The organism is Psychrobacter sp. 28M-43, assembly GCF_014770435.1.
GTDB lineage: Bacteria > Pseudomonadota > Gammaproteobacteria > Pseudomonadales > Moraxellaceae > Psychrobacter.
Genome location: NZ_CP061739.1, coordinates 2,808,085 through 2,825,104 on the forward strand (window position 1 = coordinate 2,808,085; position 17,020 = coordinate 2,825,104).

Consider the following 17,020-nt stretch of genomic DNA (forward strand, 5'->3'; position numbering starts at 1 on the left):
GAGAAAAAACCCAGTAGGGTCACCATCAGACCATTTTCACGTCAATTAGTGTAGGGGATTATGCCCCTAACTGTCACAAGCTAATACCATACTCGCAAGTCACTCTTAAATCACTTGCAGGCATTTACCTTACGCTAAAAGTGTTTTAGTGAATAAATGTATACTGAATTGTTAATTTAGATTTATTTCGTGTTGCTGACTTCATGCATTCCATCTTTGGAATGACAGTCCGTTAGCGCTACTGAATAAATGCTACTTGGTCAGTGCTAGCTATTCAGTGTAAGCATTCAGTACCACTTTTCTACGGTAATAAGATTAACGTGCCAGCCTAGCTTGCTCTTTTATCAGAACATATTCAACCAGAGAGTAACATCATCCATCGGTAACGAAATCTTGTCGTTATATTGCAGCTAAGATTGCTCTAATTTTGAATAGACTTTGGTAGAAAAATGCAAAAAACAATCAATTGATACCGTGTGTCACATAAGTGATATGACCTATCATGCTACACTAATAGCGTTTTTATCTTATCCCTAATAAGTTTTACTGTATCCCTGATAAATGGTTGGATTATGACTGTTTCCCTTACTTCTAGCACTACCTCTACTGGCTTTATCCCTTTTGACTTTGTCTCTTTTCAAAGCACTGAACAATTTCATGGTGCTGTGCGCGAGCAATTGGCGCAAGATATTGAGGTGTTGTTTGATTATGCCAAGCTCCCTAGCCCGCTGGTAGATGCTTGCCGCTATGTGATGAAGGGTCAAGGCAAACTGGTACGTCCACTGATGGTTGCCAGCGCTTTTGCCAGTATTAATAGCAGTAATAATGAACGTACAGATGAACATAATTATGATATCGACACTCTCGATACTGATCTGGACGCGCTACTAGAAAACGACTCAGACTATGATATGTCGCGCCGTGCTGCATTGGCCGTAGAGCTACTACATACCTACTCACTGGTACATGACGACCTGCCGTGTATGGACGATGATGAGCTTCGCCGTGGTCAGCCGACTGCGCATATAGCCTTTGATGAAGCGACGGCTCTGCTGGCAGGAGATGTATTGCAGACACTAGCGTTTGAAGTACTAACTGCAGAGATGCCAACTTTTGCGCCATTCGATGCAACTATCGCAAGTCAGCTCATGGCAATATTTGCTCCGCGCGCCAGACGCATGGTGTCGGGTCAAATGCTAGACCTCAATGCCGAAGCCAGTGCCAATATCGCGCAGGATGATTTGGAAGCCATCCACCGTGACAAGACAGGGGCGTTGATTGAAGCGGCGATGCTCATGGGCGGCGTCTGTGCTGGTGCAACGGCCCCACAGCGCATGGCATTGCAAGAGTGCGCGCAATATATCGGTCTGGCGTTTCAAGTCCAAGACGATGTGCTAGACGTCACCATGACGACAGATACGCTTGGTAAGCCTGCAGGTAGCGATGAAAAACTAGACAAATCTACCTATGTAAAACTAATGGGTGTCGATGAGGCGACTAGCTATGCGCAATCACTGTTTAATGACGGACGTGCAGCCATTTCTCATGAACTACATAGTCGTGAGCTTAGCGACAATGAAGATAACATTGGCACAGACAATGATGCGCTACTGGCACTGATTGAATGGCTCTGGTCACGTAAAAAATAGCTTGTCGAATAGCAGTCGAAAGCAGATATCGTAGTAAATTCCCTTACCCAAAACGGCATTGAGTGGTCAACATGGACAGTTCCCCTACCCCGCGCATTTACCTCGGCACTGGTGGCTATAGCGATACCGATTTGCTCGGTACACTGTATCCCACCGGCACCAAAAAAACCGACTTCTTACGTGAATATGCCAAGCAATATGGCGCAGTCGAAATCAACAGTACCTTTTATGCGCCCATCGGACAAAAAGCCTTTGCTGGGATGGTTGATAAAGCTTATGTACAAGCTGAAAGCGAGTTAAAATTTGCTGTAAAACTGCATCAAGACTTTACTCATGCACGTAAAGGCACTGCCGAACACGCACAGGCATTTCTAAACGCTTTATCTCCACTTATCGAAGCAAATGCTTTGGCACCTTTATTGCTTCAGTTCCCACATGGCTTTGATCGTACTCGTGAGCATCGACTATATCTGGCTAATCTCGTTAGCTGGTTTCGAGACTATCCGCTCGCCATTGAATTTCGTCATAACGGCTGGCACACGCCGCAAGTGGTCGATAGTTTCCAGCAGCAAGGTTTAATTTGGTGTAGCGTTGATTATCCCAAGGTAGGCGGGTTACCACCATCGCGATTGATATTTACTGAGCGCACTGGCTATCTGCGTATGCACGGCAATAACCTAAACTGGTGGGATGCGATGAGTGCGGCTGATCGTCATGACTATCGTTATAGCGAAGCTGAGATGCAGGACTGGGCGCAAGCAATCGCCAATCAACGTCAGCATTTTGATACGTTCTATATTTTCTTTCAAAATACCGTCAATGCACATGCCTATTATAATATTGCGATGCTGCGAGAGGCGTTGAATAAGTTTGGGTTTGAGGTTTTGTGATAGATATAATTAAAAATTAAGCTACTTATATAGAAGCCATAATACTGCGGAATTTAAAATATAAGGAAATAGAGTGTACGCAATAATAACTGAAAATGATGAATCTGCTTGGGCTGATGAAACTGGCATCCTTTACCACTTTCCTAAAAGATATTTAAGATATCTAGAACCAGGCACTCATGTTATTTACTACAAGGGAGGTCTTAAAAATAAATCTTTCTCGAAAGATAGACTATCTGATGCTCCTCACTATTTCGCTATCGCTAAAATCGGTAAGACCTACCCAGACAAAGAAAGTAATAAAAATGACTTTTTTGCTACCATTACTGACTTTATACCCTTTGAAGAAGCAGTTTTAGCAAAAGATGATTCAAATTATCTAGAGATAATTCCTGATTCGAGAAAATCTAACTATTGGCGCGATGGAGTAAGAGCTATCGATGAAGAAACTTACCATCTTATTATCTCTAGAGTCACTCCTAAGAAAGTTTCAGAGCAAAAGAAGGCTTATATTTCAGATGAAACTGTAGGAAAATTTCAGGATTCACTTGAATCTTTCAGTGAAGGCAAAAAATCAAAACGCTATGTAACTACATATGAAAGAAATCCTAAATACAGAAAACAAGCGATTGCTATTCACGGTAACTCTTGTGCTGCTTGCGGATTTAACTTTGGAAGTTTCTATGGAGAATATGCTGAAGGGTTTATTCATGTCCATCATATAGTTCCTGTATCGGAATTTGAAACACCCAAACACATAGATCCCGAAACCGATTTAACTCCTCTATGTGCGAATTGCCACTCTGTCGTTCATAGAAAAAAAGACAAGACATTATCAATTCTTGAAATAAGAAATCTAATAGCTGATAACTCCATTTAAGTATTATAGCTGTGCTTGAAACTCTGTATTATTGATAAATACTGTATAAGCATAATTACCCATTTGCCAAAAAACATTTAGTTATCAAGGCCTACCTTCAACGAACACCTTTATTTTTGTTCATTACATCCGCATAGACACAATAGATAAACTTATCTAAAAACAAGCCTACAGAATCGCTCTACTTATTGGTTTTGCACACTGGTAACTTATGTCCTACTAATCAAGAGACATCAGTCGAAACGTAATATAAGCGTACTGATATTCACTCATAATATTGGAGAAAGTATCGATGACAACACTAAAAAATAAAGTCGCGATTGTAACCGGTTCATCAAAAGGTATCGGCGCGCAAATAGCCTTATCACTTGCAGAATCAGGGGCTAAAACCGTCATTAATTATGCAAATGATGATGCCGCAGCGAATGATATTGTAAGTCAGATTAAATCAGCAGGTGGTGAAGCTATCGCTGTGCAAGCCGATGTCAGTAATGCCAAACAAGTCGAAGCAATGTTTGATGCCACTATCAGCGCGTTTGGTAAGCCAGACATTCTGGTTAATAGCGCAGGTATAATGATTAATAAACCTATTGCCGAGACCACCGATGAAGACTTTGACCGTATATTTGCTATCAATGTAAAAGGCACGTTCAATACATTGCGTGAAGCTGCGACTAAACTCAATGACGGTGGCCGTGTCGTAAATCTCTCAAGTACGACCACTCGTATGCTGCTACCTAGTTACGGCACCTACTGTGCGACCAAAGGCGCGGTCGATCAGCTGACCCGTATATTTGCCAAAGAAGTCGGCGAGCGTAACATCACGGTCAATGCAGTATCTCCCGGCCCTACTGATACCGAGCTATTTCATCAAGGTAAATCGAATGACACGGTAGATAGACTTGCTAGTATGTCACCGTTTAATCGTATCGGTGAACCAGTCGATATCGCCCGTGTGGTAGCATTTTTGGTCAGTGAAGAAGCAGCTTGGGTTACTGGACAAAATATCGGCGCAAACGGTGGTATCGCCTAATATCGTAATAGCGATGCTCTATCAAAAATATGTTTTAATCAAATATCGAAATAGAAAGCTATATAGAAAGTTATCACACAAAAAAAGGACACCTCTCGGTGTCCTTTTTATCAATCAAATACTTAGTCGTTCAAGATTACTCTTCAACGCCAGCATCTTGACCTTTATATTTTGCGTTTGCGTAGTCCCAGTTCACTAGCTTGTCTAAGAACGTGTCAACATAGTCAGGGCGACGATTACGGTAGTCTACATAGTACGCGTGTTCCCATACATCACAAGTCAATACCGCTACTTGGTCATGTGCAAGTGGGGTGTCAGCGTTAGCCGTTTTGGCGATTGATAGTTTGCCACCGACTTTGTCAGCGACTAGCCATGCCCAACCAGAACCAAACTGAGTCAATGCTGCATTTTTGAACTCTTCACGGAACTTGTCATAACTACCGAAATCTTCTTCGATTTTTGCTTTTAGGTCACCTGTTGGTTCGCCGCCGCCGTTCGTTGGCGTCATGCAGTTCCAGTAGAACGTGTGGTTCCATACTTGGGCTGCTTGGTTGAACATACCTTGCTTGCTGTCATCTTTAGCAGTGGCTGTGATGATTTCTGGCAATGTTTTGTCTTCTAGACCAGAACCTGGCAACATGTCTTTTAGCTTGTTTACATAAGCAGCATGATGCTTGTCATGATGATACTCTAGCGTTTCTGCACTGATATGTGGCTCTAGCGCGTCTTTTGCATATGGTAGGTCTGGTAAAGTAATGTTTGACATAATTATTTTATCCTTGCTGTTTAGCCGTTAGTTTATAAAAACTTGCTTATAGAAACTGAATTTTACGCTATTTTTACACCGCAAAAAACACTATAAAATAGCGGACTAAATTGGCTGAGTTTATTGTTTGAAATGAACTTTATCGCTTGATACACGGTACTGCTCAATACAATATCACGTATCATTATGAATCCAAAATTAACCTAGCGGTTAGTTATTGCTATTATTCTTCGCCAAAAAGCCAAGTCTCTGACTTTATAGACTTTTGTTAACTTAATATTCACAAGCTATAAGATATAATTCACTGTAGCTTGGTATCTATTATAGCAATAGTGACCAATAATATCAGTTACCAAATGTTATAGCCCGTACAATCTGTATAGCGATTGGTTATTTATTAAGCGGTAACTGCATTCACTCTAAACTCATGCGTTATCATAATTAGTATAACTACTTCAACCGACAAACAATTTACCGATTAACGCTATAGAAGGTAAATAAAGCCTACTCGAATAATAGCTCTTCATCATCTTTATATTACGGAATAACTCTATGAGCACTACTGATACCTCGTTAACTGCTACCCATCCGACATCTAGCAACCAATGGGTACTGGCCAGTAACAATAAAGGCAAATTGGCTGAGTTTAAACGGCTATTTGCCGAAGCGAATTTGGACGTGACGATTGTCCCGCAAGGTCAGCTCGATATCGAAGACGCCATCGAGGATGGTCTAAGCTTTGTGGAAAACGCCATTATCAAAGCCCGTCATGCGAGCCGTATCAGTGGACTGCCTGCTATCGCTGATGATTCAGGACTGTGCGTGCCTGCACTAGGTAATGCGCCAGGTATCTACTCTGCTCGCTACGCTGGTGAGCACGGCAACGATAGTAAAAATAACGCCAAGCTCATCACCGACTTGCAACCTATCCGCGCAGCGAGTCCAGATGCTCCGATCAAAGGTATGTTCGTTTGCGTACTGGCAATGGTGCGTCATGCTGATGATCCGCTACCGATTGTCGCCCAAGGATTATGGCATGGCGAAATCTTGGATACGCTACATGGTGACGGCGGTTTTGGCTATGATCCATTGTTTTGGTTACCTGACTTGCAAGCCAGTGCGGCTAGTCTAAGCGCTGCTGATAAAAACAGCATCAGCCATCGTGGTCAGGCAATCCAGCAGCTATTGGCGCAGCTACCTTTATAAGTACTTTATAGCTATTCTATCCATAAGCGCACTTGATACTCATATTGCGCTTGCAACCTTATCGCTGTTTCTTATCTGTTATCTCATTTATCGAATACGAATCTGGCTAAATTTTTGTATAAAATTAAACCATATAAGAGCAAGCAACATAAGGAAACATGCCATCAAAGAGATAATTTTTACTTTAATAAACAGATAGATTATACTGTTCTACTTTTAAAATTTTGTTGAAATCCGTTATTTGGCTGTATAATTCACCAAAAAGCGTTATTATGCGGTGCATTAACGGTTTATTATCGATATTTGATAGCATGGACAACCTCAGCAGGTTCACCTTTTAGTATCAGCAGCGATTGCTACTGGCACTGAATTTGACGTTGTGCGCTATCGCTATCCCCTATTTATTTCAACGGCAGCCCGTCGTACATGCCCGTAATTTGAGGCGCGGTCTGTCTATTACAATTTAACCCTAAGTACTATTTCATTAATCAAACGTACTACTTAATCCTAAAGGTGTAATTAACATGGCTACAGATTTACAAGTCACAACCAACAAGCTATCTAATAAAGAAACCCAGCTAACGGTTAAAGTGCCCGTTGAAAAAATTCAAAACAAAGTTGAAGGCCGTATTCGCCAAGTTGCGAAAACTGCCAAGATTGACGGTTTCCGTAAAGGTAACGTCCCTATGTCACACATCCGCTCTCAGTACGGTGCTGGCATTCAACAAGAAGTTATCAACGATGTGATCCGTGATACTGTGTTTGAAGCGATCAAATCTGAAGACATCCGCGCTGTTGGCATGCCTAACATCGACGACGTAAAACTTGAAGACGATTTCTTGGTATATCAAGCCACTGTTGAAATCTTCCCAGAAGTTGACGTGCAAGGTATCGATGAGATCGAAGTTGAGCGTCACACTGCACAAGTGAGTGAAGAAGACGTTGACACTATGATCGAAAACCTACAAAAACAACGTGAAGAATTCGTTGAGAAAAAGGGCATGGCTGCAAAAGACAACCAAGTGACTTTTGACTTTGAAGGCTCTATCGACGGCGAAAAATTCGAAGGCGGCTCTGCTGAAGACTTTAAACTAGTTATCGGTAGCAACCAAATGATTCCAGGTTTTGAAGCTGGTATCAAAGGCATGAAAGCTGGCGAAGAAAAAACTATCGACGTGACTTTCCCAGAAGATTACCAAGCTGAGAACCTAGCTGGTAAAGAAGCTCAGTTTAAAATCAACGTAAAATTGGTTGAAAAATCTAAGCTACCTGAAATCAACGAAGAGTTCCTTGAGCTATTCGGCGTAAAAGAAGGCGGCGTTGAGAAGTTGAAAGAAGACGTACGCAAAAACATGGAACGCGAAATCAAAAATGCTGCGCGTAGCCAAGTTAAGCAAGCAACTTTTGACGCATTGCTAGAAAAGAATGAGTTTGATGTACCAAACGCGATGCTAGAGCAAGAAATCGAGCGTCAACGCAACATGATGATGCAACGTTTTTCTCAGCAGTTCGGCGCGAATGCTGATAGCTTCGATAAAGACATGCTGCCAAATGAGCTATTTGAAGAGCAAGCGCTACGTGCTGCCCGTCTTGGCATCATCGTTGCCCGTGTTATCGATACTAAAGGCTTAGAAGTAGATCAAGAGCGTGTTGAAACCTTCATCAAAGAAGCCGCTGAAAACTACGAAGATCCAGCAGAAGTTATCGAGTACTACACCAATGACAAGCAGCAGCGCGCTAACATTGAGTCTGTTGTACTAGAAGACCAAGTAGTAGATTACTTGATCGCTCAAGGTAAAGTAACTGACAAAGAAGTTAGCTACCAAGACTTGCTAGCGGCTCAGCAACAACAGCAGCAAGCAATGTAATTGATACGACAAGCTGTCTTTTTAGATATGCTGTAGTCAGTTATCAAAACTAAAATGCGCCCCCGACCTTTTGATCGGGGGCGCATTTTTTATGGCGTTCGCTAGCTAAGTAAGTTCAGCAACAAACATCGAATCTATAAACATCGTACTCGTACTATAAAGCGCGCCTTACACCAAAACAGGCGCAAATACGGCGCTTAATCCTAGCAGCACTAGCCCACGCTGTAACCACAAGCTATCGCTAAAGCGTTGCTGCAACTGCTGACTAATCAGCGTACCAACTGCATATAGCGCTAGCATCGTGACCATCATTCCTGCATAAAATCCTAGCTGACCGCTCACACCGACATTCGCTGGTACTTCCATCGCGTGTGCCATGCCATGAAACACTGCCAAACCACCAAAACCAAACAATGACAGCTGCTGAATACTTGGCGTGCGTGCTGTATGGGTCTGAGCAGAGAATGCTTCTTGTCTGCTTTTTTGGCTCATTAAGATCATAGCCAATACGACCACTGATAGCGATATGGCAAACTCAATCAATCCAGATGATGCAGCAAACCCAACACCGCCAATCAGCACACCAATAGTGCCCAATACTGCACCTAACGATAACCCTGCCGTCAATGACATCATGCCTAAGCGCTGCTTTTGTAGCCCATAAAACAGCATGCCCATACCCACTGCCAAAAACAAATGATCAAGGCCAGTCACTGGATGCATCAGACCTGCTTGCAACGTACCCAAAAACGATGGCGCTTGCGCGGTAGTCGAATGAATATGCCCTGAATGTGCTTGCGCCAATGATGGTAGTATTAGTGAGGTCATCATCACAGCCGAACCAGACATGATATGACGAGCTGAGAGCACTTGTGAAAAGCGAGAGCTTTCGGTGTGAAGACCTTTTGTACACTGTGTCATGCGGATTTTCCTTATTCTTTATATTTTAATGGTAAAAGCTCATCTATTCTTTAGGCAAGCATGCCATGTTCTTTAATAAAGGCGATAATCTCATTTAACCCATCGCCTGTTTTCATATTGCTAAAGACAAAAGGTTTGTCGCCACGCATTTTTTTGGCATCGCGTTCCATCACTTCCAGCGAAGCACCAACCATTGGTGCAAGGTCAGTTTTATTGATAATCAACAAATCAGACTTGGTGATGCCAGGGCCACCTTTACGAGGTATCTTATCGCCTGCAGAGACATCAATGACGTACAAGGTCAAATCAGACAGCTCTGGGCTAAATGTCGCGGCTAGATTGTCGCCACCTGACTCAATGATAATCAACTCCAACCCTTCAAAAGTTGCTTGTAGCTCAGCAATTGCAGTCAGATTAATAGAAGCATCTTCGCGGATAGCCGTATGCGGACAGCCGCCCGTCTCTACACCGCGGATACGCTCAGCGGGCATAGCATCATTGCGGGTTAAAAACTCTGAATCTTCTTTGGTATAGATGTCATTGGTCACCACAGCCATATTGACCGTATCGCGCAGGTTTTGGCATAGCCTTAAAGTCAAAGCAGTCTTACCACTACCAACTGGCCCACCAATACCAAGGCGTAAGCACGATAAAGTAGAAGACGGTTTCTGGCTCTCGCTATCAGTCTGTACGTCTAATGCAGTGTGAGAGTTTTGTGGTTTAAGCGGAGTTAGAGACATATTAATTTCCTAAAACAGTTTGTATATTAATAAGTATAAATAGAAATGAATTTATAGCTATGAGCGGAACAACCGACTGTATTGCTCCTCATGCATGCTTGAGAGAATAGCCAAATTGGGTAAATTATTCGAGATATTAAGCGATTCATAGAGGTCTTGGCATAGCTGCTGACAGTCCGACTCTTCACTATTACCTACAGTATTGGCCGTGTTTGTCGACATAACTAGAGCATCAAAAACATGCTGTACGTCATCGCTTAGAGCATCGACCTGAGCACCCAAATCGCTTTGTAATTGCCACAGAATACGCTGACCTGCCATCTGTCCTAGCGGCACTGTCTTCACAGCAGCGAGCACCATGTTCTCTAATTGCGCAAATCCATAAGTAGTCATTGACTGCGCTAGTGGCAGCTGCCAATGCTGAGCAATATGAGCAAATAGCGGCAAAAATCCATCTTCAGGTATTTCGGCCGGTATGCCAAGACTCAGGACTTCGTTGAGCCAAGACACCATGGCTTGTGCCAACTGCTGCGACTCCAGTACAAACTCTTTACTTTCTAGGCCAGCGTGATAATCATGTGCTAAATTTGCTGCTAGCGCTTCATGACCTTGGCTGAGTGCGCACATTATCAGCCCTAATACAGGCAGCTCGTAGCCAATCACCGCAAGCGCTAGATAGTCCTGCATAAATGTAAGCGTACTAGCTTCATCAGAGACAACCCCTGACTCAATCGCTGACTCCACACCTTGCGAATAGGTATAGCTACCAATCGGCAAATTGCTCGATGCCAGCATCAGTAGCTGTCCAAGTTGGGCAGATTGAGCAGGCTGAGCACTGGTATCAACCATCATTCGAACGACCTACAAGCGCATCATGATGACTATGGCTATGTCCGTGGCTGTGGCTTTCATCATGGCTATGGTCATGGCTTTCCTTATGACTATGAGAGTCACTATGCGAATGTGCATGGGAGTGAGAGTGGCCATGCGCATGCCCTTGGCCCGTTTGATAAGCGCCGGTTTCAGGCTCAAATGGCACTGACGTAGACTCGATATGTAAACCAAGATTTTCTAACATCTGTGCAAGTACATGATCATTTTCAAAATACAGCGAATAGCCTGCCTTACCCTGATCAAAACTGTGGTCAAACATCAATGGCACATGACGATTGCCCAAGTGATAAGCGCCTTTCATTAGTAGAAAATCATCTGCAGCAGTCACCTTAGTCACGGCTTGTGGCTTGGCGATAACTTGCATCAACTCTCCAGCTGCATTGATAAGGACATCATCGCCTTTTAATACGCCTGTACGAGGCAGGTCAACACCAACTGCCTCACCTGAAACAGTAATGGCTCTAAAGCGGGAATGCTGACGAGTATCAAAATCCAATAGCAGGTAATCATCGGCTTGATACTGTTCTGCCAATTGGGCTTTTTGCATATCGCTAAGCGTACTTAAACGGGTATTAAATATTTTCATTATTCTTCTCTGGCTGTTGTTGCTCAAACTATTGGTCAATAGTATTGATGGTAAAAGTGTTGGAAATAAAGATAAGATATCACTCAAGAAACCAACTGACCATTGGCATACATGGTTTATAGCTCACTGTCTGTGCTAGAGATCCTATAAACGTGCATCATAAGCTTTAAAATAAGAAGTAACGCTGTGCCATGGGTAATACATCAGCTGGCTCGCAGGTCAGTGTCTTACCATCGGCACGTACTTCATAAGTCTCAGGATTGATATCCATATCTGGGCAGTAGCTGTTAAAGCGCATATCGCTTTTACGAATTTTACGAATGCCATGTACTGGCTGAATGACTTTGGTCAATCCAAGCTGCTTATCTACTTGTTTATCGATAGCCGCTTGCGACATAAAGGTAATGCTGGTTTGGGCAACCGATTTTGGATATGTAGCAAACATAGGACGATAATGCACAGGCTGGGGTGTGGGAATAGAGGCATTGATATCGCCCATCGGTACCGCAGCGATAAGACCACCTTTGATAATACACTCAGGTTTTACCCCAAAAAACTTGGGTGACCATAGCACCATATCTGCCCATTTTCCCACTTCGATTGAGCCGACCATATCGCTAATACCATGAGTAATTGCAGGGTTTATCGTATATTTTGCGATATAGCGCTTGATACGAAAGTTATCGTTGTCCGCGCTTTGGTCATAGTCTGTCAAAGTGATGTACTGTTGCTCATCTTCAATGTTCGCCGTTGCATCTGGCACTAGATGGCCACGTTGCACTTTCATTTTGTGCGCGGTTTGCCATGTACGAATGACGACTTCACCCACCCGCCCCATCGCTTGTGAATCACTACTCATCATCGAGATAGCACCCAAATCATGCAAGATATCTTCTGCGGCGATGGTTTCTTGACGAATACGGCTCTCAGCAAAGGCCACATCTTCAGCAATAGCAGGACTTAGGTGATGACAAACCATCAGCATATCGAGATGCTCATCAATGGTATTGACGGTATATGGTCGAGTGGGATTGGTAGATGATGGCAAAACATGCGACTCGCCAATAGCCTTTAGAATATCGGGCGCATGGCCACCACCTGCCCCTTCAGTATGAAAAGTATGGATACAGCGGTTTTTAAAAGCAGCAAGTGTACTCTCTAGATAGCCACTTTCATTTAAAGTATCGGTATGAATGGCCACCTGCACATCATAGTCGTCAGCGACACTCAAGCAATTATCAATAGCTTGCGGGGTGGTACCCCAATCTTCATGTAGCTTTAGCCCCACGGCACCTGCTTCGATTTGTTCAGCAATAGGTTCTGGTACACTTACATTGCCTTTACCCAGTAGACCAATATTCATAGGGATACTGTCGGTAGATTTTAGCATTGAGGCAATATGATATGCCCCTGGTGTACAGGTGGTGGCAAGCGTACCTTGAGCTGGTCCTGTCCCGCCGCCCAGCATCGTCGTTACCCCTGACATAAGCGCTGTTTCACACTGCTGAGGCGCGATAAAGTGAATATGACTATCAACGCCACCTGCTGTGAGGATTTTACCTTCGCCAGAGATGATTTCGGTAGCACCGCCAATAGGAATATCAATGGCAGGCTGGATATCAGGATTGCCCGCTTTGCCAATGGCACTGATACGACCATCCTTGATACCGATATCTGCTTTATAGATGCCTGTATAGTCAACGACTAATGCATTGGTAATAACTGTATCGGCAACTTCCGCGCCTAGTAATTGTCCTTGTCCCATACCATCACGGATAACTTTACCACCGCCAAATTTGACTTCTTCACCTTTGATTTCAACAGGCTTGCTACTACTCTCACCACTTTGCGACGTATCTGCTTGGTCAACAGCAGTATCCTTATGACTGGTTAAATCTGCTTCAACCTGTAGCCAAAGCTCGGTATCGGCTAAGCGAACTTTATCGCCTGTGGTAGGGCCAAAATGCTCAGCATACATACGACGACTGACTCGCTTCTGCGAAGTAGCAGTTACCTTTTTATCAGCGGCGCTCTCTGATGTTTTTTCTGGATGAGCTGCGCCCATGACACGCCCAGCAAAACCATATACATCTTGTTTGCCAGCGTATGCTACCAATTCCACTTCCCGCGATTGCCCAGGCTCAAAACGTACGGCGGTGCCAGAGATAATGTTGAGACGAAAACCCCGAGTCTGCTCTCTGTCAAAACTCAAGGCATCATTTACTTCATAAAAGTGATAATGCGAGCCGATTTGGATAGGTCTATCACCAGTATTGCTGACACTGATGGTCTGTACCTGTCGACCTTGGTTTAAGATAATATCGCCATCTTGGATATGGTATTCACCTGCTTGCATGGTAGCCGCCTTATTTTATAGTGAGCATTTCAGTGCTATAACAATGGTATACAGCGTTACACGATGGGATTATGTACCGTGACCAGTTTGGTGCCATCAGGAAAAGTCGCCTCGATTTGCACTTCATCTACCATCTCTGCGACACCTTCCATCACATCGTCAGCCGACAGATAAGTGGCGCCCTCGCTCATTAGCTCGGCAACTCTTTTACCATCTCTTGCTCCTTCCATCAGCAACATACTGATATAAGCGATGGCTTCGGGATAGTTAAGTTTGACACCGCGATTTTTGCGACGCTCAGCCACCATACCAGCGGTAAATAGCATGAGTTTATCTTTTTCTGTTGGGGTCAGGTGCATGACAATTCCTTGTTGTACTTATCATTATATTTATAGCAGATTAGGGAGTTTCAAAGCATTAGATGTCGATTAAAAATCGTCGCAATATATCTTAATTTTATTATTAAAAGTGGCCGTATTAAGTGTCCCAAATACGTGGACGACAATGCTCAAGTTGCCACCAATGGTCTCGCAAGATTTCTCTCAGCTGGTAAAACGCTTCAAAACAACTACGTACATCTGAGCCAATATAGCGGATATTGATCGCTTGGCAATTATGGGTGCAGTAGACAGGTAGGTGTGCTTGAGCAATGACTTGACGCAATGCTACTACGGTATTGTCTAGATAGCGGGTTAATGATTGCTTGATAATTGCTTGGGCCGTTTCGGTCGATTGCGTGGTTTGTGACGCGGAGAGTGCAAGATTATCATGGACGTCGCTTAAGCTTGGGACTGCCCAAAACGATCCATAAATATGCTGGTTCGCTAAGCCTAAATTTGAGGTAAACCAGCGACTTTGTGCTGCATGCGCTACTCGCTCAGCAACGATAACCTTGCCATCTCGGTAGATATTTAATCCAGTATGATAATGCCCTTGCAAAAACTGCTCGTCGTAAGCTTGCCGCCCAAATACGCTAATCTCCCATGTCAGTAGACTAGATGAATCCGTCAAATCGAAACGGCTCACTGCATGCATATTGGCTTCGTTATAAATGATACTCTCTTGCGGCAGCCATTCTAAACGGGTATGTGCTGCGAGGTTGGCTTGTACGTGTTGGCTTGCATAGGCAGCTATTTCATTTTGCCCCATATTTTGGTGAGCATCGTCGCTGCCTAACGAAGATTTATGTTTTTGGCTGACACTGTCTTTGCCGTACCATTTACCTGCCCCTGGTGTGGTGATAACAGAGTGGCTACCACTATCTAAATCTAGGTCTATGGTCAGCGTATCGCCGCCTGCGATACCAGCTGGTGGATACAGCATCAGTATGTGACAAATACCCTGCTGTACGCTTGGCTCAGGATATAGAGCACGCTGTACCATCAAGGCACCTGTATGCTTACGATGATAAAGCCGCGTTTTTGAGTTATCAGCCGTACCCTCTTTGGCCGTACTTGTACTGCTAACAGTGTCAAAGCTTAATGCTAAAGAAGAGGCCCAGCTCATTTTATATACTCATTTACCAATTAAATATGTTTCAGTATTTTATATGACAGCTATCATTTGCTATCCGTTAAGAACTCTATTGCCAATCGTTAATTACAGTTCATTAACTACAGCAATGTCAGAATAGTAACGGAGGAATACAGCGTACACCATTTATCGTGCCTAGCGCACCATGATAAATAAAAGCGTCAATGTTTTTATTGATACAAGCATTGTGCCAACTCTTAATAGCAGATAACCAAATAAAAACCTTACCATCTCAAAACTTTGATTTGTCTGTGCTTTTTCTTTTTTGGATTAGACGATAAAAATAATCGTATATTTCCAACTATTGTCTAAACGTTTTTTAAGCTTCAGTCATTTATAAAATCAGCAGATATTTGCACCAAAACAGTACATTTTGTCCATAACAGTGCATTTTTTAGCGTTATTGTTAGCGCAATACCCTCTGAGGACATTAGATAAGCAGAAATACTAAACGCATAACTATTTGCAGGCTTAGTCAGTAAGATAGGTGGATTATAGGGCTATTAATCAGGTATTCTATGTTAAAAAGTCAGGTTAGACATGATTTACGCTATTTGTATCGATACAGACACTGTCGATACAGATACTATCAATATCTGTACGACTTGATAATAGATAAGATAGTATTTATCTACTTCTAGACGTATTTTTAGTATAAGTTTCAATATAAGCAATGAGTCCTAGCAATATCGGAGGGTCACTTTTTCACCTATTTTATGCACAAACCCGTTTTATAGGCTTGAATAGTGAGCGCAGCCCCCTTATAAACAACCCATTAGTCAAAAACTACTAGACAATAAAATCATTCAATCCATTTTTATTTTATACATTTATCGATAGGACTTTTCTATGACAGATTATGATCGCATCACTGCCAACCCGCATTTTGATATGCTGATGAGTGCGCACAAAGAAGTACAGACCACACAAGCGGCATTAGTACCTATGGTGGTTGAACAGTCCTCACGCGGTGAACGCTCGTTTGATATTTTTTCACGTCTATTACGTGAGCGCGTTATCTTTTTGACCGGTCAGGTCGAAGACAACATGGCTAACCTTATCGTCGCCCAGTTGCTATTCTTAGAAGCTGAAAACCCTGACAAAGATATCCATTTGTATATCAATTCACCAGGTGGCTCAGTAAGCGCTGGTTTGGCTATTTTTGATACCATGAACTTCATCAAACCTGAAGTATCTACTATCTGTATGGGCGGTGCTTACAGCATGGGTTCATTCCTATTGGCCGCTGGACAAAAAGGCAAGCGCTATTCACTTGCTAATGCTCGCGTTATGATTCACCAGCCTTCAGGCGGCGCGCAGGGTCAAGCAACGGATATCGAAATTAATGCTCGTGAAATCCTTAAAACTCGTGCACGTCTAAATAGTATCTTAGCTGAGCGTACTGGTCAGCCAGTAGAGAAAATCGAAAAAGACGTTGAGCGTGATTATTGGTTAGATGCACAAGAAGCCAAAGAGTATGGTTTGGTTGACGAAGTATTAGAGCGTCGCCCTGAGTCTTTGTAATCTAAGCATTAACGTGATGCCTCTTAATTGAGAGTGCAATCATAAGACCTTTTATAGTTTATTTGCCGTACGATAAACCGTTATCAATGTCATACCTGACCTATTGAAAGGTATGACCATTGAATTGGTACGATAATTGACATACTACAAATAAACTAACCAGTTTTAAATTTT

15 protein-coding genes are annotated in these 17,020 nt (G+C 43.1%); 7 read left to right on the plus strand and 8 right to left on the minus strand.

All coding sequences use genetic code 11. The features are described from left to right. Positions 1-572: 572 nt before the first annotated feature. From IEE84_RS11740 to IEE84_RS11755, 4 genes are all read left to right on the plus strand, one after another. Positions 573-1,649: a polyprenyl synthetase family protein gene (locus IEE84_RS11740; protein ID WP_191114292.1), complete on the plus strand. Its 1,077-nt coding sequence runs from the start codon at positions 573-575 to the stop codon at positions 1,647-1,649. Between the two features lie 71 nt (positions 1,650-1,720). Next, complete coding sequence (locus tag IEE84_RS11745; protein WP_191114293.1) at positions 1,721-2,539, plus strand: DUF72 domain-containing protein; 819 nt, start codon at positions 1,721-1,723, stop codon at positions 2,537-2,539. A 73-nt stretch (positions 2,540-2,612) separates the two neighbouring features. Beyond that, positions 2,613-3,419, plus strand: a complete 807-nt coding sequence (locus IEE84_RS11750) for an HNH endonuclease (protein ID WP_191114294.1) — start codon at positions 2,613-2,615, stop codon at positions 3,417-3,419. Between the two features lie 292 nt (positions 3,420-3,711). Further along, positions 3,712-4,452: an SDR family oxidoreductase gene (locus tag IEE84_RS11755; protein WP_191114295.1), complete on the plus strand. Its 741-nt coding sequence runs from the start codon at positions 3,712-3,714 to the stop codon at positions 4,450-4,452. A 136-nt stretch (positions 4,453-4,588) separates the two neighbouring features. Here the strand turns inward: IEE84_RS11755 and IEE84_RS11760 are convergent, their stop codons facing one another. Beyond that, on the minus strand, positions 4,589-5,218 hold the full coding sequence (locus tag IEE84_RS11760) for a superoxide dismutase (RefSeq protein WP_191114296.1): 630 nt from the start codon (positions 5,216-5,218) through the stop codon (positions 4,589-4,591). Between the two features lie 552 nt (positions 5,219-5,770). Between IEE84_RS11760 and rdgB the strand changes: the two genes are divergently transcribed. Next, the gene (gene rdgB, locus IEE84_RS11765) at positions 5,771-6,424 is read left to right on the plus strand and encodes an RdgB/HAM1 family non-canonical purine NTP pyrophosphatase (protein ID WP_191114297.1); all 654 of its coding nucleotides are present in this window, start codon (positions 5,771-5,773) and stop codon (positions 6,422-6,424) included. A gap of 524 nt (positions 6,425-6,948) precedes the next feature. Then, positions 6,949-8,292: a trigger factor gene (gene tig / locus IEE84_RS11770; RefSeq protein ID WP_102091742.1), complete on the plus strand. Its 1,344-nt coding sequence runs from the start codon at positions 6,949-6,951 to the stop codon at positions 8,290-8,292. 168 nt (positions 8,293-8,460) lie between these two features. Here the strand turns inward: tig and IEE84_RS11775 are convergent, their stop codons facing one another. The 7 genes from IEE84_RS11775 to IEE84_RS11805 form a co-directional block, all read right to left on the minus strand. Then, on the minus strand, positions 8,461-9,213 hold the full coding sequence (locus IEE84_RS11775; RefSeq protein ID WP_191114298.1) for a HupE/UreJ family protein: 753 nt from the start codon (positions 9,211-9,213) through the stop codon (positions 8,461-8,463). A gap of 50 nt (positions 9,214-9,263) precedes the next feature. Continuing rightward, positions 9,264-9,953: an urease accessory protein UreG gene (gene ureG / locus IEE84_RS11780; protein ID WP_191114299.1), complete on the minus strand. Its 690-nt coding sequence runs from the start codon at positions 9,951-9,953 to the stop codon at positions 9,264-9,266. 57 nt (positions 9,954-10,010) lie between these two features. Then, the gene (locus tag IEE84_RS11785; protein WP_191114300.1) at positions 10,011-10,805 is read right to left on the minus strand and encodes an urease accessory protein UreF; all 795 of its coding nucleotides are present in this window, start codon (positions 10,803-10,805) and stop codon (positions 10,011-10,013) included. Next, positions 10,795-11,433 (minus strand): urease accessory protein UreE, encoded by a 639-nt coding sequence (ureE, locus tag IEE84_RS11790; RefSeq protein ID WP_191114301.1) that lies wholly within the window; start codon positions 11,431-11,433, stop codon positions 10,795-10,797. The genes IEE84_RS11785 and ureE overlap by 11 nt, the downstream gene beginning before the upstream one ends. 166 nt (positions 11,434-11,599) lie before the next feature. Further along, on the minus strand, positions 11,600-13,789 hold the full coding sequence (gene ureC / locus IEE84_RS11795; RefSeq protein WP_191114302.1) for an urease subunit alpha: 2,190 nt from the start codon (positions 13,787-13,789) through the stop codon (positions 11,600-11,602). A 56-nt stretch (positions 13,790-13,845) separates the two neighbouring features. Beyond that, positions 13,846-14,148, minus strand: coding sequence for an urease subunit gamma (gene ureA / locus IEE84_RS11800; RefSeq protein WP_057761815.1), 303 nt, complete (start codon positions 14,146-14,148; stop codon positions 13,846-13,848). Positions 14,149-14,266: 118 nt separating this feature from the next. Beyond that, positions 14,267-15,295: an urease accessory protein UreD gene (locus IEE84_RS11805; protein ID WP_191114303.1), complete on the minus strand. Its 1,029-nt coding sequence runs from the start codon at positions 15,293-15,295 to the stop codon at positions 14,267-14,269. A 924-nt stretch (positions 15,296-16,219) separates the two neighbouring features. On the opposite strand from IEE84_RS11805, the gene clpP reads away from it, so the two are divergent. Beyond that, a complete protein-coding gene (gene clpP / locus IEE84_RS11810) occupies positions 16,220-16,846 on the plus strand; it encodes an ATP-dependent Clp endopeptidase proteolytic subunit ClpP (RefSeq protein ID WP_197411852.1) in 627 nt (208 codons plus the stop codon). The last annotated feature ends 174 nt before the right edge of the window (positions 16,847-17,020 follow it).